This window comes from Glaciibacter kafniensis (assembly GCF_039538945.1).
GTDB classification, from domain to species: Bacteria; Actinomycetota; Actinomycetes; order Actinomycetales; family Microbacteriaceae; genus Cryobacterium; species Cryobacterium kafniensis.
Genome location: NZ_BAABCN010000002.1, coordinates 1,198,154 through 1,221,957, shown reverse-complemented (window position 1 = coordinate 1,221,957; position 23,804 = coordinate 1,198,154). Strand labels below are relative to the sequence as shown.

General features: G+C 64.9%; 24 protein-coding genes, 1 tRNA gene and 1 pseudogene. 20 read left to right on the top strand and 6 right to left on the bottom strand.

The features are described from left to right. The 7 genes from ilvN to ABD791_RS06225 all read left to right on the top strand — a co-directional run bounded on the left by ilvN (window position 1) and on the right by ABD791_RS06225 (window position 6,080). A complete protein-coding gene (gene ilvN, locus ABD791_RS06255; protein WP_345063505.1) occupies window positions 1-510 on the top strand; it encodes an acetolactate synthase small subunit in 510 nt (169 codons plus the stop codon). A gap of 64 nt (window positions 511-574) precedes the next feature. Further along, window positions 575-1,603: a ketol-acid reductoisomerase gene (gene ilvC / locus ABD791_RS06250; RefSeq protein ID WP_345063502.1), complete on the top strand. Its 1,029-nt coding sequence runs from the start codon at window positions 575-577 to the stop codon at window positions 1,601-1,603. Between the two features lie 656 nt (window positions 1,604-2,259). After that, window positions 2,260-3,813 (top strand): M81 family metallopeptidase, encoded by a 1,554-nt coding sequence (locus tag ABD791_RS06245; RefSeq protein ID WP_345064540.1) that lies wholly within the window; start codon window positions 2,260-2,262, stop codon window positions 3,811-3,813. A 65-nt stretch (window positions 3,814-3,878) separates the two neighbouring features. Then, window positions 3,879-4,622, top strand: a complete 744-nt coding sequence (locus ABD791_RS06240; protein ID WP_345063499.1) for a copper homeostasis protein CutC — start codon at window positions 3,879-3,881, stop codon at window positions 4,620-4,622. Window positions 4,623-4,624: 2 nt separating this feature from the next. Continuing rightward, the gene (locus tag ABD791_RS06235; RefSeq protein WP_345063496.1) at window positions 4,625-5,179 is read left to right on the top strand and encodes a DNA polymerase III subunit gamma/tau; all 555 of its coding nucleotides are present in this window, start codon (window positions 4,625-4,627) and stop codon (window positions 5,177-5,179) included. After that, entirely contained in the window at window positions 5,179-5,562 is a 384-nt protein-coding gene (locus tag ABD791_RS06230) for a bacitracin resistance protein (RefSeq protein WP_345063493.1), read from the top strand. The genes ABD791_RS06235 and ABD791_RS06230 overlap by 1 nt, the downstream gene beginning before the upstream one ends. Before the next feature lie 5 nt (window positions 5,563-5,567). Beyond that, window positions 5,568-6,080, top strand: coding sequence for an imm68 putative immunity domain-containing protein (locus ABD791_RS06225; protein WP_345063490.1), 513 nt, complete (start codon window positions 5,568-5,570; stop codon window positions 6,078-6,080). Window positions 6,081-6,101: 21 nt separating this feature from the next. On the opposite strand, the gene ABD791_RS06220 is transcribed toward ABD791_RS06225, so the two are convergent. Beyond that, window positions 6,102-6,497 (bottom strand): DoxX family protein, encoded by a 396-nt coding sequence (locus tag ABD791_RS06220; RefSeq protein WP_345063487.1) that lies wholly within the window; start codon window positions 6,495-6,497, stop codon window positions 6,102-6,104. A gap of 109 nt (window positions 6,498-6,606) precedes the next feature. On the opposite strand from ABD791_RS06220, the gene serA reads away from it, so the two are divergent. Further along, window positions 6,607-8,199, top strand: coding sequence for a phosphoglycerate dehydrogenase (gene serA / locus ABD791_RS06215; protein WP_345064538.1), 1,593 nt, complete (start codon window positions 6,607-6,609; stop codon window positions 8,197-8,199). 107 nt (window positions 8,200-8,306) lie between these two features. Here serA and ABD791_RS06210 read toward each other — a convergent pair whose 3' ends face one another. Continuing rightward, window positions 8,307-8,894 (bottom strand): TetR/AcrR family transcriptional regulator, encoded by a 588-nt coding sequence (locus tag ABD791_RS06210; protein ID WP_345063484.1) that lies wholly within the window; start codon window positions 8,892-8,894, stop codon window positions 8,307-8,309. Between the two features lie 65 nt (window positions 8,895-8,959). On the opposite strand from ABD791_RS06210, the gene ABD791_RS06205 reads away from it, so the two are divergent. The 4 genes from ABD791_RS06205 to ABD791_RS06190 all read left to right on the top strand — a co-directional run bounded on the left by ABD791_RS06205 (window position 8,960) and on the right by ABD791_RS06190 (window position 13,720). Beyond that, the gene (locus tag ABD791_RS06205; protein WP_425562224.1) at window positions 8,960-10,507 is read left to right on the top strand and encodes an MFS transporter; all 1,548 of its coding nucleotides are present in this window, start codon (window positions 8,960-8,962) and stop codon (window positions 10,505-10,507) included. Between the two features lie 67 nt (window positions 10,508-10,574). Further along, window positions 10,575-11,645: a 3-isopropylmalate dehydrogenase gene (locus ABD791_RS06200; RefSeq protein ID WP_345063481.1), complete on the top strand. Its 1,071-nt coding sequence runs from the start codon at window positions 10,575-10,577 to the stop codon at window positions 11,643-11,645. A 98-nt stretch (window positions 11,646-11,743) separates the two neighbouring features. After that, on the top strand, window positions 11,744-12,871 hold the full coding sequence (locus ABD791_RS06195; RefSeq protein WP_345063478.1) for a branched-chain amino acid aminotransferase: 1,128 nt from the start codon (window positions 11,744-11,746) through the stop codon (window positions 12,869-12,871). Between the two features lie 84 nt (window positions 12,872-12,955). Continuing rightward, entirely contained in the window at window positions 12,956-13,720 is a 765-nt protein-coding gene (locus tag ABD791_RS06190; protein ID WP_345063476.1) for a fumarylacetoacetate hydrolase family protein, read from the top strand. A 377-nt stretch (window positions 13,721-14,097) separates the two neighbouring features. Here ABD791_RS06190 and ABD791_RS06185 read toward each other — a convergent pair whose 3' ends face one another. After that, the gene (locus ABD791_RS06185; protein ID WP_345063473.1) at window positions 14,098-15,195 is read right to left on the bottom strand and encodes an aminotransferase class V-fold PLP-dependent enzyme; all 1,098 of its coding nucleotides are present in this window, start codon (window positions 15,193-15,195) and stop codon (window positions 14,098-14,100) included. An 81-nt stretch (window positions 15,196-15,276) separates the two neighbouring features. On the opposite strand from ABD791_RS06185, the gene ABD791_RS06180 reads away from it, so the two are divergent. The 7 genes from ABD791_RS06180 (at window position 15,277) to ABD791_RS06150 (ending at window position 20,963) form a co-directional block, all read left to right on the top strand. Next, the gene (locus tag ABD791_RS06180) at window positions 15,277-16,284 is read left to right on the top strand and encodes a LysR family transcriptional regulator (protein WP_345063471.1); all 1,008 of its coding nucleotides are present in this window, start codon (window positions 15,277-15,279) and stop codon (window positions 16,282-16,284) included. Between the two features lie 122 nt (window positions 16,285-16,406). After that, complete coding sequence (locus ABD791_RS06175; RefSeq protein WP_345063470.1) at window positions 16,407-16,982, top strand: DUF2510 domain-containing protein; 576 nt, start codon at window positions 16,407-16,409, stop codon at window positions 16,980-16,982. A 113-nt stretch (window positions 16,983-17,095) separates the two neighbouring features. Next, the gene (gene gltX, locus ABD791_RS06170; RefSeq protein WP_345063467.1) at window positions 17,096-18,610 is read left to right on the top strand and encodes a glutamate--tRNA ligase; all 1,515 of its coding nucleotides are present in this window, start codon (window positions 17,096-17,098) and stop codon (window positions 18,608-18,610) included. Window positions 18,611-18,612: 2 nt separating this feature from the next. Beyond that, on the top strand, window positions 18,613-19,611 hold the full coding sequence (locus tag ABD791_RS06165; protein ID WP_345063466.1) for an NAD(P)/FAD-dependent oxidoreductase: 999 nt from the start codon (window positions 18,613-18,615) through the stop codon (window positions 19,609-19,611). Between the two features lie 212 nt (window positions 19,612-19,823). Beyond that, window positions 19,824-20,063 carry a hypothetical protein gene (locus ABD791_RS06160; RefSeq protein ID WP_345063463.1) on the top strand — a complete coding sequence of 80 codons (240 nt, stop codon included), beginning with the start codon at window positions 19,824-19,826 and terminating at the stop codon, window positions 20,061-20,063. Between the two features lie 35 nt (window positions 20,064-20,098). Further along, window positions 20,099-20,170: transfer RNA gene (locus tag ABD791_RS06155), tRNA-Gln, on the top strand. A 469-nt stretch (window positions 20,171-20,639) separates the two neighbouring features. Then, window positions 20,640-20,963, top strand: a complete 324-nt coding sequence (locus tag ABD791_RS06150; RefSeq protein WP_345063460.1) for a DUF6966 domain-containing protein — start codon at window positions 20,640-20,642, stop codon at window positions 20,961-20,963. A 23-nt stretch (window positions 20,964-20,986) separates the two neighbouring features. Here the strand turns inward: ABD791_RS06150 and ABD791_RS06145 are convergent. After that, window positions 20,987-21,280, bottom strand: a pseudogene (locus ABD791_RS06145) (IS21 family transposase); the annotation flags it as partial. On the opposite strand from ABD791_RS06145, the gene ABD791_RS06140 reads away from it, so the two are divergent. Beyond that, complete coding sequence (locus ABD791_RS06140) at window positions 21,184-21,582, top strand: 3-hydroxyacyl-CoA dehydrogenase family protein (protein WP_425562236.1); 399 nt, start codon at window positions 21,184-21,186, stop codon at window positions 21,580-21,582. The pseudogene ABD791_RS06145 and the gene ABD791_RS06140 overlap by 97 nt on opposite strands. Before the next feature lie 58 nt (window positions 21,583-21,640). Here ABD791_RS06140 and menE read toward each other — a convergent pair whose 3' ends face one another. Next, window positions 21,641-23,158 (bottom strand): o-succinylbenzoate--CoA ligase, encoded by a 1,518-nt coding sequence (menE, locus tag ABD791_RS06135; protein WP_345063457.1) that lies wholly within the window; start codon window positions 23,156-23,158, stop codon window positions 21,641-21,643. Between the two features lie 165 nt (window positions 23,159-23,323). Further along, entirely contained in the window at window positions 23,324-23,776 is a 453-nt protein-coding gene (locus ABD791_RS06130) for a MaoC family dehydratase (protein WP_345063455.1), read from the bottom strand. Between the last annotated feature and the right edge of the window lie 28 nt (window positions 23,777-23,804).

Sequence of the window (23,804 nt, the reverse complement as noted above, 5' to 3'; positions counted from 1 at the left end):
ATGAGCACCCACGTTCTGAGCCTCCTCGTTGAGGACAAACCCGGCCTGCTGACTCGCGTCGCCGGCCTGTTCGCCCGTCGCGGGTTCAACATTGAAAGCCTCGCCGTCGGCCACAGTGAGATCGAGGGCCTGTCCCGCATCACGATCGTGGTTGACGTCGAAGACCAGCCGCTCGAGCAGGTCACCAAGCAGCTGAACAAGCTGATCAACGTGATCAAGATCGTCGAGCTCGACCCGACGCAGTCGGTGCAGCGCGAGCACCTCCTGATCAAAGTGCGCGTTGACAACTCAACACGCTCCCAGGTGCTCGAAGCCGTCACCCTGTTTCGTGCACGGGTCGTCGACGTGGCAACCGATGCGGTTGTCATCGAGGTCACGGGCGATTCCGGCAAGGTCCAGGCGCTGATTCGGGTGCTGGAGCCTTACGGCATCAAGGAGCTGGCGCAGTCGGGCCTGCTCGCCATCGGTCGCGGCTCCAAGTCGATCACCGAACGCGTTTTCAAGAACTAGCAAACATTCCAGGGACCCCCGGGTCTCGACAAGCTCGACCAACGATAAACAAGGAGAACTACCCGTGTCTGAGATTTACTACGACAAAGACGCTGACCTGTCGATCATCCAGGGCAAGAAGGTCGCCGTCATCGGTTACGGCTCGCAGGGCCACGCCCACGCGCAGAACCTGCGCGACTCGGGTGTCGAGGTCGTCGTCGGCCTGAAGGCCGGCTCGAAGTCGATCGCCAAGGCTGAGGAAGCCGGCTTCACCGTGCTTTCCGCTGCCGAGGCATCCGCTTGGGCTGACGTCATCGTCATCCTCGCGCCCGACCAGGTGCAGCGTCACCTCTACGCCGACGACGTCAAGCCGAACCTGGCCGACGGCAAGGCTCTCGTCTTCGGACACGGCTTCAACATCCGTTTCGGCTACATCGAAGCTCCTGAGGGCGTCGACGTGGTCATGGTTGCTCCGAAGGGCCCGGGTCACACCGTGCGTCGCGAGTACGAAGCCGGCCGTGGCGTTCCCGTCATCGTCGCCGTTGAGAAGGATGCGACCGGCCAAGCTTGGCCGCTGACCCTCAGCTACGCCAAGGCGATCGGTGGTCTGCGTGCCGGTGGCATCAAGACCACGTTCACCGAAGAGACCGAGACCGACCTGTTCGGTGAGCAGGCTGTGCTCTGTGGTGGCGCTTCGCAGCTCATCCAGTACGGCTTCGAGGTTCTGACCGAGGCCGGCTACCAGCCGCAGGTTGCCTACTTCGAGGTGCTGCACGAGCTCAAGCTCATCGTTGACCTGATGTGGGAGGGTGGCATCGCCAAGCAGCGTTGGAGCGTTTCAGACACCGCTGAGTACGGCGACTACGTTTCCGGCCCGCGCGTCATCGACCCGAGCGTCAAGGAGAACATGAAGGCCGTTCTCGCCGACATCCAGAATGGTGCATTCGCTGACCGCTTCATCAAGGACCAGGATGCAGGAGCTCCCGAGTTCCTGGCTCTGCGCAAAAAGGGCGAAGAGCACCCGATCGAGGCCACCGGCCGCGAGCTGCGCAAGCTGTTCGCCTGGAACGCCTCGAACGACGACGACTACGTCGACGGCGAAGCTGCTCGCTAACTCTCAGTTGTATTGACGAAGCCCGTCCCGACACTGTCGGGGCGGGCTTTCTCGTGCGCTGTTCTCGAGGCCCGGCCGTTTCGTTGGTCAAGCCTGTCGAGACCGCGTGCGCCACGCTCGAGACCCTGGTGTCGCTGAGGTTCAGCCCTGCGGGTCTTCATTGCTCGGGGGAGGCTACGGGCCGCCACAGCTGAACTTTATCGACAGGTGTTGGTCACTCATCTCGTTGGTCGAGCCCGTCGAGCCCAGGGGCAATCCGTGAACTCGAGTTGCGTCCGGAGATCGGCTCGCCTGGTCTCGAGCTTCCGGGCCGCTGCGCGGCATTGTGGTGGACGAATGTGACCATTTCGTTGGTCGAGGAGGCCGCCCGCGTTCGGGTCGAGACCTCGTGAGCCAATGCTTGAACGCAACCCGAGTTCAAGGATTGGCTCGCGAGATCTCGAGACGCGTGCTCGCAAGCTCGCGCGCTCCTCGATCAACGAAAAGGCCATATACCTATAGACGCGCGCTCCTTCGTTGGCTGCTCCTCGATCAACGGAAATGGCAATCTCGCATCCCACAACGCCGATGGTCGTCGACGTTCGGATCGGCGCGAAAGAATAGAGGTAATGAGTACCGAGATGAATCAGAACGAACAGCCAGGGGAGAACCAGGTCATGACAGTCGATCCGTCAGAAGTGTGGTCTGGCCCACTTCTTCCTGTCGATGAGGGTGGCCTGGTGCGCCCGCGCATCGGCATCGCCGGAATCGCGATCGAGTCGAGCACATTCTCGCCGCACGTCAGTGGCGATGAGGCGTTCACGGTGCGCCGGGGCGACGTGCTGACGAACTACTACCCGTTCTTGACCGAGGGGAGTGAGCTGCGCGAAGCCGCCGACTGGGTGCCGCTGATGCAGGCCCGCTCGATTCCGGGCGGCGCTGTCGCCGCTGAGACCTACGCGTGGATGAAGCAGGAAATCCTCGACGGCATCCGCGACAACGGCCCTTTCGACGGATTTTTTCTCGACATCCACGGCGCCATGAGTGTCGTTGGTCTGACCGACGCCGAAGCCGATCTCGCCCACGCCGTGCGCGACGCCCTCGGCCCGGATGTGCTCGTCTCGGCTGCGATGGACCTGCACGGTAACGTGTCGCGCGAGCTTCTCGACGAAGTCGACCTGATCACCGCGTACCGCATGGCCCCACACGAAGACGAGTGGAACACCAAGGAACGCGCGGTCTTCCACCTGCTCAGCCAGCTCCGCTCCTCGGTCGGCGACGATCCGCAGGCTCGTCGCCCGTTCCTGGCCTGGCTGCAGGTTCCCGTGCTGCTTCCCGGTGAGAAGACCAGCACGCGCATCGAGCCTGCCGCGAGCCTCTACGCCGAAGTCTCGAAGATCGAGGCACTCGACGGCATCATCGACGCCGCCCTGTGGGTCGGCTATGCCTGGGCCGACGAAGCACGCTGCCAAGCGGCTGTCGTCGTCACGGGCTATGACCGCGCACTGATTCAGTCCGAAGCCTCCCGGCTGGGCCGTCTTTACTGGGACGCCCGAGACGACTTTGAGTTCGTCGCCGACGCCCTGTCGCTCGACGAATCGATCGAAGCGGCCCTGGCCGCACCGGAGGCCCGCCCGTTCGTGATCTCCGATTCGGGTGACAACCCGACCGCCGGGGGAGCCGGCGATGTGTCGTGGACGCTCGGACAACTGCTTGCACGCCCCGAATTCCGTGACGGCAGTATCAGCGTCATCCACGCCTCGATCTTCGACCACGCGGCTGTTGAACAGGCTGTCGCGGCCGGGCTCGGCGCCCACGTCGACCTGCTGGTCGGCGGGCGAGTCGATCCAGGTCCGTCCGGCCCCGTCGCGCTCTCCGGAACCGTCTTCTCGATCACAGAGGGCGACGCGGATGCGGGAACCCAGGTGGTCATCAAGGCCGGCGGCGTTCACGCCATCATCACCTCGAGGCGCAAGCCGTTCCACCACATCTCCGACTTCACGATGCTGGGTCTCGACCCGCAGCACACCGACATCGTCGTCGTGAAGATCGGCTACCTCGAACCCGAGCTCTACGATCTCGCCGTCGGCTGGAAGCTCGCGCTCACTCCCGGAGGCGTCGACCAGGACCTGCTCCGGCTCGGCCACCACAACCTCGCGCCCGGAGTCTTTCCGTTTGACACAACCGGCACGCCCGCGCTACACGCCATCGTCGTGCGCCGCGGGGACTGACCGGCTCGCAACCGAGATAGCGTAATCACACGGGGTCTGCCCCGAATACCGACTTGAGGAGAACCATGCAGTCATCTGCACCAGCCATCGAAATCGCAGTTCAGGATGTCGACGGCGTCGGCATCGCCCTGCGGGTCGGCGCCGACCGGGTCGAACTGTGCAGCGCCCTGGGCGTCGGCGGTCTGACCCCGTCGATCGGCACGATCGAGATGGCTGTCGAAGCAGCATCCGTTGCCGGGCGTCCCGACTACGTGAACGTGTTGGTGCGCCCGCGTCCGGGAGGCTTCGTCTACTCGGCGAACGAGATTGCGACGACCGTGCGCGACATCCGCGCGGCGGCGGCGGCCGGGGTCGGCGGCGTCGTGGTCGGTGCGTTGAACGCGGACGGCACCGTTGACACCGCGGCGACTCGCGAATTCATGGCGGCCGCCGAGGGTCTGACCGTCACCTTTCACCGCGCCATCGACATCGGCACTGAGCAGCTTCACGTTCTGGACCAGCTGATCGAGCTCGGCGTCGCGCGTGTGTTGACCTCCGGGGGAGCCGCACGCAGCCTCGACGGTGCCGAGGTGCTGCGGCGCATGGCGGCCCATGCCGCCGGTCGTCTCCAGATCATGGCCGGCGGCGGCGTCACACTCGACAGCATCCCGACGTTGCTGGCGACCGGGATCGACGCGGTTCACCTTTCGGCCAAGAGAGCTGCGCTGTCACTCGCGCCGAGTGGCCCCGGTGGGGGGGCCTCAGATTTCGACGTGACCGATGAAGAACTTGCCCGTGCCGCTGTTTTGGCAGTGCGCAGTACTCTGTAGAAATGAGCGCGAAGCAAGACAACGACGCACTGAGCTGGGCCGGCGACGACGACCCCACACTCGTTGCCGGTGACGTCGACCACGCAGCGAACGGGCCGGCCACCTCGGTGGCGGCAGCCACTCCCGAGTTGCCAGAAGGGTGGACTGTCGCCGGAACCGGAACCGGGAGCGGAACCGGGGCAGAGACTGCTCCTACGACGATCTCTGATGCCGCGGCAACCCGGGTGTCGACGCCGCACGAGGCCGACTCAACGGAGCTCATGGCACCGCCCAGCTCGGTCGCGCTTGTCGGCATGGGGGTACTCGCAGGCATCTACCTGCTCTACACCGTCGGCTGGTTCATCGGCACCTCACGCGTCGGAAACCCGATCGCCGACCCGGTCGGTCAGTTCATGTTCTCTCTCGGGGCCTGGCTGGCCGTGATCGCCCCCCTCGTCTGGTTCGGCGCCGTGTACTGGCTCACCACCGACCGCCCCCGTCTGCGGGTGCTCTGGCTGCTCATCGGGGTCGTGCTGCTCGCGCCGCTTCCGTTCATCTTCGGCGTGGGGACCATCTGATGAGCGAGACCACTTCAGCATCCAGCGGCAGCGACGTCGCCGAGGGCGCCGCAACCCGTTCGCGCACTCCGCGCTGGATCACCATTGCCCTCGCCGTGCTCTTCGGACTCTTCTACGTCTACGACATGTGGGAGGCCATCGGCAACCTCGTCGGACTCAACCTGACCGCCCAGAGCCTCGATACGCAGCTCAGCGGGTTCGGCTGGACCGTGCTGATTTTCGCGGTGCTGATGCCGCTCCTCGTGTTCACGATCGCCTTCGTGGTCGGCCGCCGGCGCAGCGCGGGAGCCCAGGCCGTGATCTTCTTCGTCGGTCTCTGCCTGGTGGCGGTGCTGTCCATCGACATCCTGGTGATGTTCGGCCTCGGCCGACTGATCGTCTAGCGCGCGTGACTCTTGCGCCGTGGTGGGAGTCGTGGCTCGGTGGAACAGATGACTCGCTGTTGCTGCTCGACTATTTCGAGAAGCGCACACCCGGGGCCGTCAGCCTCGCCGAGGTGCTGGTCGAGCTTCATCTCTTGACACCGCTGCAGCACGGCTCCTGGGCTCGTGCTGACGCCTGGTTCGCACTTCCGGGGATGCCTGAGGCGCATTTCGGTCTCGCGGTGGAGGTGGTGATCGACCTCTCGGCGGTCGTCGTTGAATGTATTCACTCGGGGGTGGTGCCGGTCGCAGCGTTCGGCCCAGCCGGAGAGAGCGACGGAGTGATCGACATCGATCTGGCCGCTTCCGCTCCAGAGCTCGTTCTGCTTCAGTCTGCGCTGGGATCATTCCTCGCCGAGCCAGGCCGTTTCGAAATCAGCGAATTCTTGGATGGGGACGAACTTCAGGAACTGACCTCGCACTGCACCCAGATCGTTGCCGAGCTGCAGGCGTACCTGTCCGCGGCCCCAGCCACGTAGTCACATGGTCGAGTGCGTCCACTACATGATGGCGAGCACGATCAGCGCAATCAGCACGAGCTGCCCGATGAGACGCGGCACGAGCGGAATCGCCGCGCGACCGAATCGCTCGCGATGGCGTGCCGCATAGGCGTTTGCCGGAAACACCGCGATCAGAAAAATAATCAGGCAGACTCCAGCGGCCACTGACGTGGGCGGAAAGACGAGCCCGAGTCCGCCGGCAATTTCACACACCCCGGTGAGCACGACGAGGTTGTGAGGGTTGGCTGCACCCTGAAAACGCAGACTCGGCGGAATCATCGCCGCCATGGTGCGCATCGGACCCGGTCGAAAATGGGCAACTCCCATGAATACGAACAGCGCTGCGAGAAGCACGCGCAGGGCGTATTGCAGGTCGAGGGGAGTCATGCTGCTCATTCAACCATTCAGCAGCCGATAGAATCTCTTCTATCTGGCGCCCCATGGTCGCGGCGCAAGCTCCCTGTTGTACGCAATCGAAGGATCTATTGTCGTGTCAAATGAAGCCGTGTCGAAACCAGTAGTACTGATCGCTGAAGAACTTTCGCCCGCCACCGTCGATGCACTTGGCCCCGACTTCGACGTGCGCAACGTCGACGGCGCCGACCGCGCTGCACTCCTCGCCGCGCTGCCCACCGCATCCGCTGTGTTGGTGCGCTCGGCTACCAAGATGGATGCCGAGGCGATCGCCGCCGCCCCTCTGCTCAAGGTCATCGCTCGTGCCGGCGTCGGCCTCGACAACGTCGACATCAAGGCCGCCACCACGGCCGGCGTCATGGTCGTCAACGCCCCGACCTCCAACATCATCTCCGCCGCCGAACTGACCGTCGGCCACATTCTGAGCCTGGCCCGCCACATCCCCGCCGCACACGGCGCCCTGGCCGAGGGCCAGTGGAAGCGCTCCAAGTACACCGGCATCGAGCTGTACGAAAAGACCGTCGGCATCATCGGCCTCGGCCGTATCGGCGCACTCATCACGGCACGCCTGCAGGCGTTCGGCGTGAACGTGATCGCCTACGACCCCTACATCACCTCCGCCCGTGCGCAGCAGCTGGGCGTGACGCCGGTGAGCCTCGACGAACTTCTCGAGCAGTCAGACTTCATCACCATCCACATGCCGAAGACCCCGGAAACCACCGGAATGATCGGTGCCGAGCAGCTTGCGAAGATGAAGCCGACAGCGTTCGTCGTCAACGTCGCCCGCGGTGGACTGATCGACGAGGATGCGCTGCACGACGCGCTCGTCGCCCGCACCATCGGCGGCGCCGGCCTCGACGTCTTCGTCAGCGAACCGCCCACCGGCTCGCCGCTGCTCGGCCTCGACAACATCATCGTCACCCCGCACCTCGGCGCCTCCACCGATGAGGCTCAGGAAAAGGCCGGCGTCTCGGTCGCGAAGTCGGTGCGTCTCGCGCTCTCCGGCGAGCTCGTGCCCGACGCCGTCAACGTGGCCGGTGGCGTGATCGACCCGTACGTGCGCCCCGGCATCCCCTTGGTCGAAAAGCTCGGCCAGGTGTTCTCGGGTCTCGCCTCGCACAGCCCGCTCACCAGCGTTGATGTCGAGGTTCACGGTGAACTGGCCGCCTACGACGTGAGCGTGTACCGGCTTGCCGCGCTCAAGGGCATCTTCACCAACGTGGTCAGCGAAACCGTCTCGTATGTGAATGCGCCGCTCTTGGCAGAACAGCGCGGTATCGCGGTGCGGCAGATCACCGATGCGGATTCCCCGGAATACCGCAACGTGATCACCCTGCGCGGCGCTCTCGCCGACGGCTCGCAGGTGTCGGTCTCCGGCACGTTGACCGGCAGCAAGCAGGTCGAGAAGATCGTCGAGATCAACGGCTATGAGGTGGAGGTTCCCTTCGCGAAGAACCTCATCGTGATGCTCTACACCGACCGCCCTGGCATCGTCGCCGTGTACGGCAGCGTCTTCGGCGAGGCAGAGATCAACATTGCCGGCATGCAGATCGCGCGTCACGTGGCAGGCGGAAAGGCGCTCAGCGTGCTGACCGTCGACTCGCCGGTGCCCGCCGGCCTGCTCGCATCCGTGCGCGATGCGATCGCCGCCGACCTGATGGTGGAGATCGACCTCACCGAGTAAGTCAACGCAGCTGAAATGGGAGGGCGAGCCGATTGGCTCGCCCTCCCTTCTGCGTGTGCGCGGCACGCGTCGTGCGGAGTCTCTCGGACCGCGCCAGCCGCGCGAGGTCAGCCGCGTGGGGGAGTGACCCTTGCGATGACGCTGAGCAATCGATCGAGCCCGGCCGGCGTGACGTCATAGACGGTGCTCTCACCCGCCTCGGACACCGTTGACTCGTAGTAGAGACCGTCGCTGATCAGCGCGATCATCTGGGCGACGTCGCGGTCGCCGACGGCATCTTCGATGACCGTGACCCACTGGCGACGAATGCCGGCCAGCATCTCGTTGGCCTCCTGATGCGAACCCTGGGCGAGCCGGGTGACGGCGACAAAGGTACGGTCAAGCGGGGTACCGGTGCTGGCCGAGGTGCGAATCAGAAAGTCGACAGGACCGGCGGGGGCCGAGCGGATGTCTGCGATATCGATGGCCACAAGCTCACTGAGTCGAGCGAGCAGGCCATCGATCAGCGCCGCCTTCGACCCGAAGTGGTAGAGCAGGCCTCCCTTGGAGACCCCAGCCGCCGCGGCAACCCCGTCGAGGGTCGCCGCCCGCTCTCCGTGCTCGATCAGAAGCTCCTCGAAGGAGTCAAGGAGTCGATCGCGCGTGGGGGAGGAGCTGGCCATCTGGCCATCGTAGCGAGCAGTCTGTCGAGGCATATTTACTACTGTACCGGCTGGACGGTATAGTGGAGGAATTCATTCGAACCAGAAAGTTGCTTTCCGTGTCCTCCCACACCGGCTCACACCCCACCATCACGACATCTTCAGTCGGAACTGACGGCCCTCGCGCCGGTCGGCGCGGGTGGTGGGCGCTGGCCGTCTTGATGCTTCCGGTGCTGTTGATCTCGATCGACAACACGGTGTTGAACCTCGCACTGCCCTCGATCTCAGAAGACCTCAAGCCGAGTGGCACCGAGTTGCTCTGGATGATCGACATCTACCCCCTCGTGCTGGCGGCCCTGCTGGTGTCGATGGGAAGCCTCGGCGACCGCGTCGGGCGCCGCAAGCTATTGCTGATCGGTTCGGCCGGGTTCGGTGTCGTCTCGGTGCTCGCGTCGTTTGCAACAAGCATCGAAATGCTGATCATCGCGCGTGCCGCTCTCGGTTTTTTCGGCGCCATGCTGATGCCGTCGACGATGTCGCTGCTGCGCTCGGTCTTCACCAACCGCGACCAACGACGTCTGGCCATCGCCGTCTGGGCGAGCGGTTTCGCGGCCGGTAGCGCGTTCGGGCCCGTCATCGGCGGGTTTCTGCTCGAGCACTACTCCTGGGGATCGGTGTTTCTGCTGGCCGTGCCGTTCCTGGTGCCGCTGTTCATCTTTGTGCCGATCTTGGTGCCGGAATCGCGCGATCCTGACCCCGGGCGCATCGACATCCTGAGCATTCTGCTGTCGCTGGCGGCGATGGCTCCCATCGTCTTCGGCATCAAGACGTTCGCCGAGCGTGGCTTCGACGTCGTTCCCCTCGTGTCAGTGCTGATCGGACTCGTCGCCGGCTACCTGTTCGTGCGTCGCCAGGCGCGGCTCAGCCACCCGATGCTCGATCTGCGACTCTTTCACAAAGGTGCATTCAGCGGCGCCATCGGCGTCAACCTGCTGAGTGTCGTTGCGCTCGTCGGTGGACTCTTCTTCATCTCGCAGTACCTGCAACTCGTGTTGGGTCTGTCGCCCCTCGTCGCCGGCCTCGTACTCGTGCCTGGACTGCTCGTGATGATCATCTCGGGGCTTGTGGTCGTTCCGATCGCGCGCCGGGTGCGTCCATCCACGCTGATTCCAATCGGCTTGCTGATCACCGCCTCCGGCTATGTCTCGGTGGCGCTGATGGGCGATGGGATCAGTGCACTGGGAATCGGCGTGGTGTTCGTGGCATTCGGCATCGGAATCGGCGCTGCAGAGACCGTGTCGAATGAACTCGTGATCGCCAACGCGCCCGCCGAGAAAATGGGCGCGGCATCCGCGGTGAGTGAGACCGCCTACGAACTGGGCGCCGTGCTCGGAACCGCGATTCTGGGCACGATCATGACCGCTTCATACCGCAACACTGTCGCGATTCCCGAGGGGCTGAGCACCGAACAGCAGCACGCGGCCCACGAGACACTGGGTGGCGCTGTGGCGGTGGCCGAGCAGCTGCCGCCCGTACCGGGAGCTGCGCTGCTCGAATCGGCTCAGCACGCCTTTGCGAGCGGAATTGGCCCGACGGCGTGGATCGGTGCAGCACTCGTGCTCGCGGCGGCTGTCGTGGCGGTGACAACCCTGCGCAAGGCCAGGTAGCGCGCGGTCGGGGGCTGGGTCGCAGTAGGGTTTAGCTACCGAAATCATCACAAACCCACGGAGCTCTATGTCTCGCCGAATCAAACTCGCTCTCATTCCCGGTGACGGGATCGGCCCGGAGGTCGTCTCCGAAGCCGTCAAAGTGCTCGACGCTGTCGTTCGCGGAGAAGACGTGGTTATTGAGAAGACTCACTTCTCGCTCGGCGCCGCACGGTTTCTGGAGACGGGCGATGTGCTCACCGACGACGACTTGGCGGCGATCTCCTCTCACGACGTGATCCTGCTGGGCGCCGTCGGCGGCGTGCCCGGCGACCCGCGCCTCGCCAACGCCAACATCGAACGCGGACTGCTGCTCAAGCTGCGGTTCTCGCTCGACCACTACGTGAACCTGCGCCCGAGCGTGCTGTTTCCCGGCGTGCCCAGCCCGCTTGCCGCACCCGGCGACGTCGATTTCGTCGTCGTGCGTGAGGGAACTGAGGGCCCGTATGTCGGAAACGGCGGCGCCATCCGTCAGGGAACCCCGCATGAGGTGGCCAACGAAGTCTCGGTGAACACGGCTTTCGGCGTCGAGCGTGTCGTTCGCTACGCCTTTGAGGCGGCTCGCGCTCGTTCGCGCAAGAAGCTCACGCTCGTGCACAAGACCAACGTTCTGGTCTTCTCGGGCAGCCTCTGGCAGCGCACGGTCACGGCGGTGGCCGCTGAATATCCCGAAATCGCTGTCGATTACCTGCACGTCGACGCGGCGACGATTTTTCTCGTCACAAACCCGGGTAGATTTGATGTCATCGTCACCGACAACCTCTTTGGCGACATCCTGACCGACCTGGCTGCCGCGATCAGCGGAGGCATCGGACTTGCGGCCTCCGGGAATATCAACCCGGACGGTCGCTTCCCCAGCATGTTCGAACCGGTACACGGTTCGGCTCCCGACATTGCGGGCATGCAGCTGGCCGACCCGACGGCGGCCATCCTCTCGGTGTCACTGCTTCTCGATCACCTCGGTCTGACGGATGCAGCAGCACGCGTGAGAGACGCCGTCACCGCCGACATCGCAGCCCGCTCCGAGAGCACAGCAGCGGGGGCATCTCGCACCACAGCCAACATCGGCGACGCCATCGTCGCCCGGCTGGGTAGCTGACAGGAACGCAACTGACGGGCACGCAGCTGACAAGCACGCAGCTGACCAGCACCGCCCGACAGACAGACGACAGAGACGACTGATAGACAAGGACTCCCATGAGCCAGACAGACTCCGCAACGGCATCCACCACCACGTTTCCTCTCAGCTTCGCGCTGACACCGTCGACGACGGCTCGCGCTGACGCGGAACGTGAAGCGGTGCTGGCCGACCCCGGGTTCGGCAAGCATTTCACCGACCACATGGTCACCATCGATTGGAGCCTCGGCGAGGGCTGGCACGACGCGCGCGTCACGCCGTACGGTCCGCTGCAGCTCGACCCGGCCTCTGCGGTTCTGCACTACGCCCAGGAGATCTTCGAAGGGCTGAAGGCCTACCGCCACGCCGACGGCTCGATCTGGACGTTCCGCCCCGAGAAAAATGCCGAACGTCTGCAGCGCTCCGCCCGCCGGCTCGCGCTGCCGGAGCTGTCGGTTGCCGACTTCATCGAATCGGTGAAGCAGCTTGTCGCCGTCGACGGCAACTGGGTTCCCTCGGGATCCGAGTCCAGCCTGTACCTGCGTCCGTTCATGATCGCCAACGAGAACTTCCTTGGCGTGCGTGCCGCTCAAACCGTTGCCTACTACGTCATCGCGAGCCCGGCCGGAGCCTACTTCGCCAACGGCGTCTCCCCGGTGAAGATCTGGCTGTCGACCGAGTACTCGCGGGCCGGCCGCGGCGGCACCGGTGCAGCCAAGTGCGGCGGCAACTACGCCGCGTCGCTGCTGCCCCAGATGGAAGCAGCCGAGAACGGATGCGCCCAGGTGCTCTTCCTCGACGGCGAGACCGGAACGCACATCGACGAGCTCGGCGGCATGAACATCTTCTTCGTGCACGGCACCGACCGCCTGGTCACCCCGCGCCTCACCGGAACGATCCTCGAGGGCGTGACGCGCGCCAGCATCATCCAGCTCGCCCAGGACCGCGGCATGACCGTCGACGAGCGCGACGTGTCGATCGACGAGTGGCGTGACGGAGTCGCATCCGGTGCGATCACCGAAGTGTTCGCCTGCGGTACTGCGGCAGTCGTCACCCCGATCTCGCAGCTCAAGGCCGCGGAGTTCACGATCGGCGACGCCGATGCGCCCGCCGGCGAGATCACCATGGCGCTCCGCGAAGAGCTCACCGACATCCAGCACGGCCGCCGCCCCGACCGCCACGGCTGGCTCACCCGCCTCGACGCGTAGGGCGCACTGCGAGCGACGGCTCACCCGCCGCTCGCACCTCCGCATAACCCCGCAGTTCGCTCCACCCTCACTGACTGGATTCGCATGAAGATCGCACGCTTCTCACACCAGGGCGGCATCGCCTTCGGAATCATCGACGACGACGCCCTGGTTGTGCTGAAGGGCGATCCGATGTTCGGCGGCTTCGAGCCGACGGGGGAGCGCGTCGCGCTGTCGGGCGCGAAGCTGCTGGCGCCGGTGATTCCGCGGTCGAAGGTCGTTGCGGTCGGCAAGAACTATCACGATCACGCGGCAGAGATGGGCGGGGTGGCGCCGACCGATCCGCTGCTGTTTCTCAAGCCGAACACCTCGGTGGTGGGTCCCGGCGACGCGATCGTCTTGCCGCCGCAGTCGAGCCAGGTCGAGCACGAGGGCGAGCTCGCCATCGTGATCGGCAAGATCGCCAAGAACGTCGCTGCCGCCGACGCGGATGCCTACATCTTCGGGTACACCGTCGCCAACGACGTGACGGCGCGCGACCTGCAGCATGCCGACGGTCAGTGGGCCAGGGCCAAGGGCTTTGACACGTTCTGCCCGATCGGTCCGGTGATCGAGACCGAGTTCGACCTCGAGAGCGCGACGATCGAGACGCGTGTGAACGGCAGCATCCGTCAGTCGGGCGAGCTGACCGACATGGTTCACGATGTCGCGGCGATCGTCGAGTACGCGTCGAGCGTCTGGACGCTGCTGCCCGGCGACATCATTCTGACCGGCACCCCGGCTGGCGTCGGCCCGATCGTCGCGAGCGACATCGTCGAGGTCGAGATCAGTGGTATCGGCATTCTGAGCAACCCGGTCGTGCGTCCGTAGCTCGGACTGCCGTCCCCGCCTACCGAGGCGCCGAGCCGTGATTCGAAGTGTCCCGGAGGGTTCGCCCATTCTTGCTAGTGCTGAGGCGGAATAACTAGCAAAAGTGGGCAACTCTCGGGGGTGAAGGTCTCTGTGGGGCTCGGCGCCGGGAGGCGTGTCCCGGAGGGTTCGCCCATTCTTGCTAGTGCTGAGGCGGAATAACTAGCAAAAATGGGCAACTCTCGGGGGTGAAGGTCTCTGTGGGGCTCGGCGCCGGGAGAACCGGCGTGTCCCGGAGGGTTCGCCCATTCTTGCTAGTGCTGAGGCGGAATAACTAGCAAAAATGGGCGAACCTTGGGTTGAGGGCTCGCTCAGTCGCGTGCAGTTGGTGAGGTGGGTCAGCGCCCGAGCGCCGTCAATACATCCGCGACATCGTCGGCGCTGTTCCACAGGTGGAATGCGACCCGAGCTCGACCGGCACGCGCCGACGCGGTGATTCGCGCCGCCGCGAGCCGCGCGACGTCGGCACCATCGGCATCCGGCCAGGTGACGATGGCCTGACCCTGCCGAGCGATCCCAAGGCCGTCGCAGAGGGCGTCACCGAGCGCAACCGTGAAGTCGCGCACGCTCGCGATGTCGAGGCGACGAAACATGTCGATGGCCGGGCGTGCGCCGACCCACGCCTGCCAGGCGGGGGAGACGTCGAACTGGCGGGCGTTGTCGGCCAGGCTCATCTCCGGTCCGTAACAGGATGCCCACGGGTCGCGTCCGGCATACCAGCCGGCCTGACTGGGGCGCAGCTTGGTCTGAAACTCGGGCGAGACGGTGAGAAACGCGACGCCGCGCGGTGAGCACAACCACTTGTAGGCGTGACAGGTCGTCGCGTCGAACTGGGCGGCATCCACCGGCAGCCACCCTGTCGCCTGAGTGGTGTCGCAGAAGGTGCGCGCTCCGTGTGCGCGGGCGGCGGTGACGATGGCGTCGGCATCGGCGATGGCGCCGGTGGCCGACTGCACGAGGGAGAACGCGACGAGCCAAGTGGCCGAGCTGATGTGCTCGGCGAGATTGGCGAGAGGGGCGTGCCGCACCGTGACACCACGGTGCGCCTGGCCGAGAAACGGAAAGACCATTGAGGTGAAGTCGCCGTCGACGCAGAGAACCTCGGCGCCGTCGGGAACTGAGGCCGCGAGCATCCCGGCCATGACTGAGACCTGGGATCCGATTGCGACGCGGGAGCAGTCGACGCCGACCAACTCTGCGAAACTGCTCCGCACGTCTTCGACGACGTCGCCGTAGCCCGCGGCGCTCGCGCGGGCGCCGGCCCAGGCTGCGGTGTCGGCGGCAATTGCGTCGACGGTGTCCCGACTCGGGAGCCCGAGAGTGCAGGCGGCGAGGTAGCCGCGCCCGCCGCTGTAGCGCGATTGTGCCTCGGCCAGGCTGAGAGCTGGGCGAGTCAGGGTGGTGCCGGCGGTGCTGGCGGTGGTGCGGGGGGTCATGTCTCCAGCATGTTCTCGCATCATTCATTCGACAACCGCAGCATTGCGATGAAAAGCATAAGGAGCGGTTATTCTGTGGACATGACCGTGATTCCCACTGTGATTCCCACTGTGCTTCCTGCCGTGCTTCCTGCCGTGCTCCCGATGACCGGACTCGACCTTGACGCTCACTCGCTGCGCGCGATGCGAGCGGTGTCGGAGCTCGGCTCGATCACCGCTGCTGCGACGGCGATGGGGTACAGCCAGCCGGCGATCAGCCAGCTGCTCAAGCGCCTCGAACAGCGGCTCGGCATGCCGGTCGTTGAGCGTGTGGGCCGCGGCGTGCGGTTGACCGAGGCGGGCCGGGTGCTGGCGCGCCACGCGGTGACGGTGACGACGGCGCTCGACGCGGCTGCGGGGGAGCTCGCAGAGTTGCAGGGCCTCAGGGCCGGCCGCGTGCGGGTCGCCGCCTTTCCCTCGGCCTCGGCGACCCTCGTGCCGCAGCTGCTGGCCCGGATGGCGGTCAGCAATCCGGAGATCGGAATCACCTACCTCGAGGCCGAGCCGCCGGAGGCTGTTGCCGCAGTACGCGAGAACCGGGTCGACCTGGCGATCACCTTCAGTTATCCGGGGGATCGCGACGACCCGCATCCCGGCAGCGCACAGGGCCTCCGTCACATCGCGCTCTGCACCGACGAAATGCTTCTCGTGCTGCCGAACGGGCATCCTGCGGCTGCGACAAAACAGGTTGAGCTGGCCGGCCTCGCGCACGAGAACTGGATCGGCGGATGTCCGCGCTGTCGCGGCCACCTGCTGCAACTGTGCGATCAGAGCGGCTTCGTGCCCCGCATCTCCTACGAAACCGACAACGTAGCTGCGGTGCTCGGGCTGGTTTCGGCCGGCATCGGGGTCGCGATGTTGCCGCAGATGGCGCTCGGGTCGGCGCTGGCGTCCGCATCCGCCTATCCCGGAGTCGAAATTCGGCCGACGGTCGCCCGCGAGCACCGCACGGTGCATGCGGTGACGGCGGTCGGCGGTGAGCGGATGCCGGCCCTCGCGGCCGCCCTCGCTCAGCTCGCGGCGCTGACCGGAGGCGGTTCGGCCGGCTGAATGTGCTGCGCCGGTGTGCTGCGCCGGTGTGCTGCGCACGTGTGCTGCACCGATGTGTTCTGTTGAGACCGATAGTGTGATCGTGACGTGCGCGACGCCGAACGTCACTCACAGGGGGAACAATGACTGCAGCACCGGGTTGGTACGCCGAACCAGAGGGATCGACTCGCCAGCGTTGGTGGGACGGCACCCGGTGGACTGATCATGTGCAGGATTCGGCACCGAACGCCTACGGGGCTGTGGTCCGCCCGGCCGTCGACGCCACGACTCCCGTCTATGGGCCATTGATCTGGCTGATCACTCTGCTGCCGCTCATCACACTTCCCGCACTTCTGGCGTGGGACGTCAAGGCCTACATGCTTGCCTCGATGTCGGGAACGCTGGTGTTCGACGGCGGCTACATCGCCCTTCAGCTCCTCGGCTGGCTGTTGTATGCCGGGACCGTCGTCTGTGCCTTCTTCGACTACCGGCGGCTGGGCGTTCTCGGCTACGCACGTCCGTTTCACTGGGCGTGGTCGTTTCTCTCCAGTGCGGTCTACATCATCGGCCGTTCGGTAGTCGTCAACAAGCAGGCGGGCCGTGGATTCGCGCCGATCTGGGTGATGATCGCTGTCTTCGTTGTGGAGATCGTGTTCGTGATCGTGAAGATGGTTGACGCCATGATCTTCGTGATCGAGATGGCCCCGACCTACTCGTAGACGGGATTAGTTTCTGTCGCACCAGGGTGGCATATCGGGCACGGGGAGTGACTCCCAGCGTCGGTAGGCGACGCAGCATGCGCGTCGTGCCCACTCGTCTAGAATCGAGAGTGATGTCTGAGACAATTGCGCACCCATTTTCTGCTGCGACCGGCGCCGATGTGCGCGTTCGCTTCTGCCCGTCGCCCACCGGCACGCCGCACGTCGGCCTGATCCGCACGGCCCTGTTCAACTGGGCCTACGCCCGGCACACGGGCGGCAAGCTCATCTTCCGCATCGAAGACACGGATGCCGCGCGCGACAGCGAGGAAAGCTTCGGCCAGATCATCGACGGGCTGCGCTGGCTCAAGCTCGACTGGGACGAAGGCGTCGACGCCGGCGGCCCGCACGGCCCCTACCGCCAGTCGGAGCGCTACGACATCTACCGTGATGTCATCGCGCAGCTGGTCGAGTCGGGCCACATCTACGAGAGCTTTGCTACCGGCGAGGAGATCGAGGCGCGCAACGTCTCGCTCGGCCGCGACCCGAAGATGGGCTACGACAACTTCGAGCGTGACCTGAGCAATGAGCAGAAGGCCGCCTTCCGTGCCGCGGGACGGTCGCCGGCGCTTCGCCTGCGCGTGCCAGACGAAGACCTCTCCTTCGACGACCTGGTGCGCGGCGAGATCACGTTCCCGGCCGGCTCGTTCAGCGACTTCGTCGTCGTGCGTCCGAACGGACATCCGCTCTACCCGTTCGTGAACCCGGTCGACGACGCACTGATGGGCGTCACGCACGTGCTGCGCGGCGAGGACCTGCTCTCGTCGACCCCGCGTCAGATCGCGCTGTACCACGCGCTGATCGACATCGGGCTCACCACGTTCGTGCCGCGTTTCGGTCACCTGCCCTACGTGATGGGCGACGGAAACAAGAAGCTCTCGAAGCGCGACCCCGCGTCGAACCTGTTCCACCACCGTGACCGCGGTTTCATTCCCGAGGGCCTCGTCAACTACCTGGCGCTGCTCGGCTGGTCGCTCACTCACGACCGTGATGTGTTCTCGATCGAGGAGATGATCGCCGCGTTCGACGTCGAAGACGTCAACCCGAACCCTGCCCGCTTCGATGTGAAGAAGGCCGAGTCGATCAACGGCGACCACATCCGTCTGCTCGAGGTCTCCGACTTCGCCGCGCGCACCGTACCCTACCTCGTGGCGGCCGGCGTGCTCAGCGAGCCGCTCACCGACGCGCAGCAGGCCATCCTGACTGCCGCCGCCCCGCTCGTGCAGGAGCGCATCGCGCTGCTCGGCGAGGCTCCGGCCATGCTCGGCTTCCTCTTCACCACCTCTGACGCGCTCGTGCACGAGACGGATGCGCTCGCTTCACTTCCGCAGAACGCCGGCGAGATTCTCGCCGCGTCGGTCGCCGCGCTCGGAGATATTCCCGAAGCGGAATGGACCACCGAGCGCGTGCACACCGTGCTGACCGAGACGCTGATCGAGACGCTGGCCTTGAAGCCGCGTGTCGCGTTCGGACCACTGCGTGTCGCAATCTCGGGGCGTCGTGTGTCGCCGCCTCTGTTCGAATCGATGGAGATCCTCGGCAAGTCTGAGTCACTCGCTCGCCTGGCGCGTCTGTCGGCCACGCTGTAGGCATGACCGCCCAGTACGACGTCATCATTGTCGGCGCGGGCCCTGCGGGGCTCGCCGCCGGGTTGAGCTTGGTTCGGGCACGTCGACGCACACTGCTGATCGACAGCAACCGGCCGCGTAACGCTGCGACGCTGCACTCACACGGGTTCATCACCCGTGACGGGGTGTCGCCGCTGGAACTGCGCCGGATCGGCCGGGAGGAGTTCGAGAGCTACCCCGCTGCCGAGTTTCATTCGGGGCTGGTGCGGTCGGTGACGCCGATTGAGGTGTCACCGGGGGAGCTGCCGTCGCACGAGGGTGCGACTGGCGGGTGGACGTCCGTCGATTTGTCCGACGGCTCACCGCGGTTTCGGGTGACGACGCGCGGACTGCGCGGCGCACCCAACCTCGACGTGACCGCACGCACCGTGGTGATCGCGACCGGGCTGATTGAGACACTTCCGGCGCTGCCGAGCATTCGCGCCTGGTACGGCACAAATCTGCACAGCTGCATCGACTGCGACGGATACGAGAAGGCGGATGCCGCCCTCGCGCTGGTCGGCGAATCGAACGACCTCGCGGAGCGGGCCGTGCTGATCTCGCAGTGGACCACGAATCTGATTGTCTTCACGAACGGCATCGGCACGGTGAGCGATGCCGAGGAGGCGCGCCTGCTGCTGCGGGGCATCCGTGTCGATCGTCGCCGCATAGTCGACATCGTGGGGGAGCGCGGGGCCATGACAGGCATCGAGCTCGAGGATGGCGAGATCGTGCCGCGTGAGGGCGGCTTTGTGCGCCCGCAGTGGACGCCGGCGATCGAGTACCTCGCACCTCTTGTTGCCGAGTTGCAGGCAGATGCCGAAGGTCTCATTCAGGTCGACGAGCATGGACGCACGTCGATTCCGGGGCTCTATGCGGCGGGGGACTCGACCCCGCCTGGCCCCGAGCAGCTGATGGTCGCGGCCGGAAGCGGGGCGCACGCGGCGGCGATGCTCAACCGGGACTTGCTCGGGCCGATCTAGCAACGCTTCGTCGTTCCATCGCGTCCACTGCGGATCGCCCACTTCGTTGGACGCGTCTATGAGGCAGACGGGCCATTTCGTTGATCGAGGAGCGCGCGAGCTTGCGAGCACGCGTCTCGAGATCTCGCGAGCCAATCCTTGAATTCGGGTTGCGTTCAAACGTTGGCTCACGGGGTCTCGAGACGGCCGCGGGCCCCTCCTCGACCAACGAGATGGTCAAATTCGTCCACCACAATGCCGCGCAGCGGCTCCGCAGCTTGAGACCCCGCTGGCCGATCCGCATCCGCATCCGCACCCGCAACCGCAACCGCAACCGCAACCGCAACCGCGGCCTCGAGTCGGATCTCGCCGGGCGCATTTCGCACGCCAAACTCGCCGTGCGGGTCCCGAAGGAGCGCGCCAAGACACGCCCGAGTGTTCTCGGTTTGTCGAGTCCCCACCCCCTGGGATAGAGTTACTTCCGGCCCGCTCCTTGCGAAAAGGCCATTGGGGTATGGTGTAATTGGCAACACGGCTGATTCTGGTTCAGTTGTTCTTGGTTCGAGTCCAGGTACCCCAGCAATAACCCCTGAGCTTCTACGGAAGCCGGGGGTTCTTTTGTTTTCGCGCACACTGGTTTCGACCAAAAGTGCCATTTCAGTTTATCGAAGCAACGCGGGCCTGCCGAGATTTACACCACTCCACGGGACATGACCGTGGGTGGGCGTTCGTGCAGCTTTCACGTTCGTGGTCGAGGTGAATGCAACGGTTCTGCTCTAGCCTGCTGGGCGACCAGGAGAGCAAACGGTTTGGCTTGCGATCACTCGACGCAATCATCGTGCTTGTCACCTCGAGCCAGCCTCGCCCGTTTGCTCCGTCGGGCTCTCGGGTCGTCTAGAAAGGCCCTACATTGCTTGCGCCTGCGCGGAGCGAGCAAGAACATTGGGAAGCCGAGGACACGATGACGGAGGCGTGCTCCACGATGAGGACGGGCATGCCAGTGCGCCTGATCGAGGGCACATTTGCCCTACTGGTCTAGATTCGTGCATGTGGATGAATCGGCTGCTAGGCCCGACCCGGACAGGCTCATCGAGTTGTTGAATGAGCTAGGCGTCCTGCTAGCGATGTACGGAGAAAGTCACTGGTCCAAGCGGCTCACCTATCAGAGCGACCGCGTTAACGCTTTTCGGCTGAATGCTTACGCGGGAGTCAAGAGTGAATTCGGCGGCATGGGTAGCCTCAATGACCTGCTCATTATGAAGGCAAACGGCCATCAGCTGGAAGTTGCAGATGAGCGAAGTGCGAATGATTGGGTCAGCTCACTAAGCAGCAAGATTTATGACGAGTTGAAATTGATGGATCGATCCGCCTGACCAAAATGCATGACGCCAAACTAATACACCGTCGACATCTCGCCCGTTGTCGGATCCAGCAGTTTCATTGTGGGCCCGGACCAGTCGACCTCGATACTGCGGCCGGCTTTATGGCCGACCCGGGACGTCGCCCCCGAGACCGCCGCGTGCTCGCCATAGAGCCGACAGAACCGGTCATAACTCATCGTTGCCTGTCCAGCCCGGCCCGACGTATCGACATATTCCTGGTGCAGCAGCTTCAACGTCACCCCCACCCGGGCCAGCTCGGTATGCACCCGCGCCCAGTCCGGCTGCGCGAACACGCTCTCACGGACTCCAGGAACAGCCCGGTTACATCCTGAACTCGCTGCTGGCTCCATTCCTGACCTCGGCCGCAAAGCTCTATGTTCGGGGCGTCGCCGACGTGGCTGTCATCGACGAGACCTGGAGAAGGGCCACGGGAGCACCATTCGGCCCGTTCGAAATCCACGACATTATCGGCATGGAAACCCCTTACAACCTCAACAGTCAAAGTGGGGACCAGGAACTGCGGGAATTCGCGGACATCCTCAAGCGCGATTTCATCGATAAGGGACACCTGGGACGTGCGACGGGGAAGGGATTCTACGACTACGAGTAACCCGAGGCTCGTCGCGGCAGATGTCGACAACGATCGCAAACACGCGCCGCGCAGTCGGCTACACGTACTCAGCGCGCAGTTCGGCCTTGCGCACCTTGCCGCTGGCCGTGCGGGGTAGCTCGTCGATGAACTCGACCCGCTTGGGGATCTTGTATTTCGCCAGGCGCCCGGTGAGATGGTCGATGATGTCCTGTGTGGTGAGGCGTGTGCCTGGGGCAAGATTGACGACGGCGAGTGGCAGCTCGCCCCACTTCTCGTCGGGCACGCCGATGAGGGCGACACCGGAGACCTCGGGGATCTCCATGATGACGCCCTCTACCTCGGCGGAGTAGATATTCTCGCCACCCGAGATGATCATGTCTTTCAGTCGGTCAGAGATGTAGATGTATCCGTCGTCGTCGAAATAGCCGAGGTCGCCGGAGCGGAACCAGCCGTCCATGAACGCGTTGGCCGTGGCATCGGGACGACGCCAATACGAACGGATGACGTTCGGCCCACTCACGCAGATCTCGCCGATTTCGCCCGGTGGGAGTTCTGCGCCTTGCTCATCGACGATCTTGACGTCGGTGAAAAAGTGCTTCATACCCGACGAGCCGATCTTGTGTGTGCTCATCTGCGGCGGCATGGCGGTGGCGCCCGGAGCAGTCTCGGTCATGCCGTAACCGCAGGAGAACGCGAGGCCACGTTTCTCGTAGGCCTCGATCATCCGTTCTGGCATGCTCGACCCGCCGCAGGTCAGGGTGCGCAGACTGCTGATGTCGGTGCTTTCCCAATTGGGGTGTTCCTGCAGCATCTGAAACGTCGTCGGCACGCCAGAGAGCATCGTGATGCGTTCGGCCTCGACGGCGCGCAACACCTCGCTCGGCTCGAACCGCTCATGCAACACGACCCGTCCGCCCTGCAACAGCATCGGCAGGGCGCCCATCGAGAGCGCTGCGACGTGGAACAGAGGAGAGATGAGCAGCACCCGGTCGTCGGCAGTGACGCCGTAGTCGACGATCGCGTTGAAACAGTTCCAGGTGAGGTTGCCGTGGCTGAGCACGGCGCCCTTGGGATGACCGGTGGTGCCGGAGGTGTACAAGATGATGGCGGGGTCTTCCAGTGTCACCGTGGCACGGTGGTCGACGTCGGCGCCTGAGGCCAGAACGTCTTCGTACGCCTCAACCGCCGTAGAGGCCTCGCCCTCGATGATGATGCGGCGGGTGACCGCGGATGTCCACGCGCCGGCCCGGGCGAGCGGCTGCAGCTCGGCGTGGAAGATGAGCGTCGTCGCACCCGAGTCCTCGAGTGCGAACTCGATCTCGGGAGCCGCGAGGCGGGTGTTCAGTGGCACGAAGATCGCGCCGAGCGTCGTGGTTGCGAACAGCGTCTCGAGGAACGCGGGATGGTTGTTGCCGAGGAATGCGACGCGGTCACCGGATTCGACGCCGCGGGCGGCAAGGGCGTTGGCGAGGCGCGCGATGCGGCTGGCCAGGTCGGCGTAGCTCAGGCTCGATCCGCTGGAGGTGAGGGCGATGGCATCCGCTGAGCGCCGACGGCGCCGTGAGATCCAGGTTCCGATTCCTTGGTTGTTCACGGCTGACTGCCTCTTCCTTGAAGTAGTTCTGTGTGCTGGTTGAGCTGGTGCTGGTGCTGGTGCTGGTGCTGGAGCTGGAGCTGGAGCTGGTGCGAGATGGTGCTGGTGAAGCGGGCGGCCGGGTGCCGCCGAGGGGCGGCAACCGGCCTCACATCCGTGCGTTGCTTAGGCGTAGAAGCGCTGCAGGCTGCGCGCGACGACGGCGGGCTTGGCGCCGCCCTCGACCTCAATCGTGACATCGACGGTGAGCTGGTAGCCGCCGGCGACCTCGGTCACCTCGGCGATCGTCGCCGTCATCCGGATGCGTGCGCCCACCTTCACGGGGGAGACGAAGCGCACCTTGTCGAGGCCGTAGTTGACCTTCGTGGTGACGCCGTCGACGTCAAGCAGTGATTCCCAGAGCGGGATCAGCAGGGCGAGGGTGAGGAAACCATGCGCGATCGGCGCGCCGAATGGACCGTCCTTGGCGCGTTCCGGGTCGGTGTGGATCCACTGGTGGTCATCGGCGGCGTCGGCGAAGGTGTTGACCTGTTCCTGCGTGATCTCACGCCAGTCGGTGAAGCCGAGGTTCGAGCCGACGAGGCTGGGCAGATCGGTGTAAGCGACGTTCGTGGTCATGGTGATGCTCCTCTTTAATAGGGGTGTC

Excerpts from the sequence above, each read along its gene's own strand:
- ABD791_RS06180 (WP_345063471.1), top strand. The coding sequence starts at position 15,277 with ATGACCGTGATTCCCACTGTGATTCCCACTGTGCTTCCTGCCGTGCTT.
- gltX (WP_345063467.1), top strand. The coding sequence starts at position 17,096 with ATGTCTGAGACAATTGCGCACCCATTTTCTGCTGCGACCGGCGCCGAT.
- ilvN (WP_345063505.1), top strand. The coding sequence starts at position 1 with ATGAGCACCCACGTTCTGAGCCTCCTCGTTGAGGACAAACCCGGCCTG.
- ABD791_RS06210 (WP_345063484.1), bottom strand. The coding sequence starts at position 8,894 with ATGCCTCGACAGACTGCTCGCTACGATGGCCAGATGGCCAGCTCCTCC.
- ABD791_RS06130 (WP_345063455.1), bottom strand. The coding sequence starts at position 23,776 with ATGACCACGAACGTCGCTTACACCGATCTGCCCAGCCTCGTCGGCTCG.
- ABD791_RS06160 (WP_345063463.1), top strand. The coding sequence starts at position 19,824 with ATGGTCAAATTCGTCCACCACAATGCCGCGCAGCGGCTCCGCAGCTTG.
- ABD791_RS06190 (WP_345063476.1), top strand. The coding sequence starts at position 12,956 with ATGAAGATCGCACGCTTCTCACACCAGGGCGGCATCGCCTTCGGAATC.
- ABD791_RS06200 (WP_345063481.1), top strand. The coding sequence starts at position 10,575 with ATGTCTCGCCGAATCAAACTCGCTCTCATTCCCGGTGACGGGATCGGC.
- ABD791_RS06195 (WP_345063478.1), top strand. The coding sequence starts at position 11,744 with ATGAGCCAGACAGACTCCGCAACGGCATCCACCACCACGTTTCCTCTC.
- ABD791_RS06235 (WP_345063496.1), top strand. The coding sequence starts at position 4,625 with ATGAGCGCGAAGCAAGACAACGACGCACTGAGCTGGGCCGGCGACGAC.
- ABD791_RS06240 (WP_345063499.1), top strand. The coding sequence starts at position 3,879 with ATGCAGTCATCTGCACCAGCCATCGAAATCGCAGTTCAGGATGTCGAC.
- ABD791_RS06245 (WP_345064540.1), top strand. The coding sequence starts at position 2,260 with ATGACAGTCGATCCGTCAGAAGTGTGGTCTGGCCCACTTCTTCCTGTC.
- ABD791_RS06220 (WP_345063487.1), bottom strand. The coding sequence starts at position 6,497 with ATGAGCAGCATGACTCCCCTCGACCTGCAATACGCCCTGCGCGTGCTT.
- ABD791_RS06185 (WP_345063473.1), bottom strand. The coding sequence starts at position 15,195 with ATGACCCCCCGCACCACCGCCAGCACCGCCGGCACCACCCTGACTCGC.
- ABD791_RS06230 (WP_345063493.1), top strand. The coding sequence starts at position 5,179 with ATGAGCGAGACCACTTCAGCATCCAGCGGCAGCGACGTCGCCGAGGGC.
- ABD791_RS06175 (WP_345063470.1), top strand. The coding sequence starts at position 16,407 with ATGACTGCAGCACCGGGTTGGTACGCCGAACCAGAGGGATCGACTCGC.
- ABD791_RS06165 (WP_345063466.1), top strand. The coding sequence starts at position 18,613 with ATGACCGCCCAGTACGACGTCATCATTGTCGGCGCGGGCCCTGCGGGG.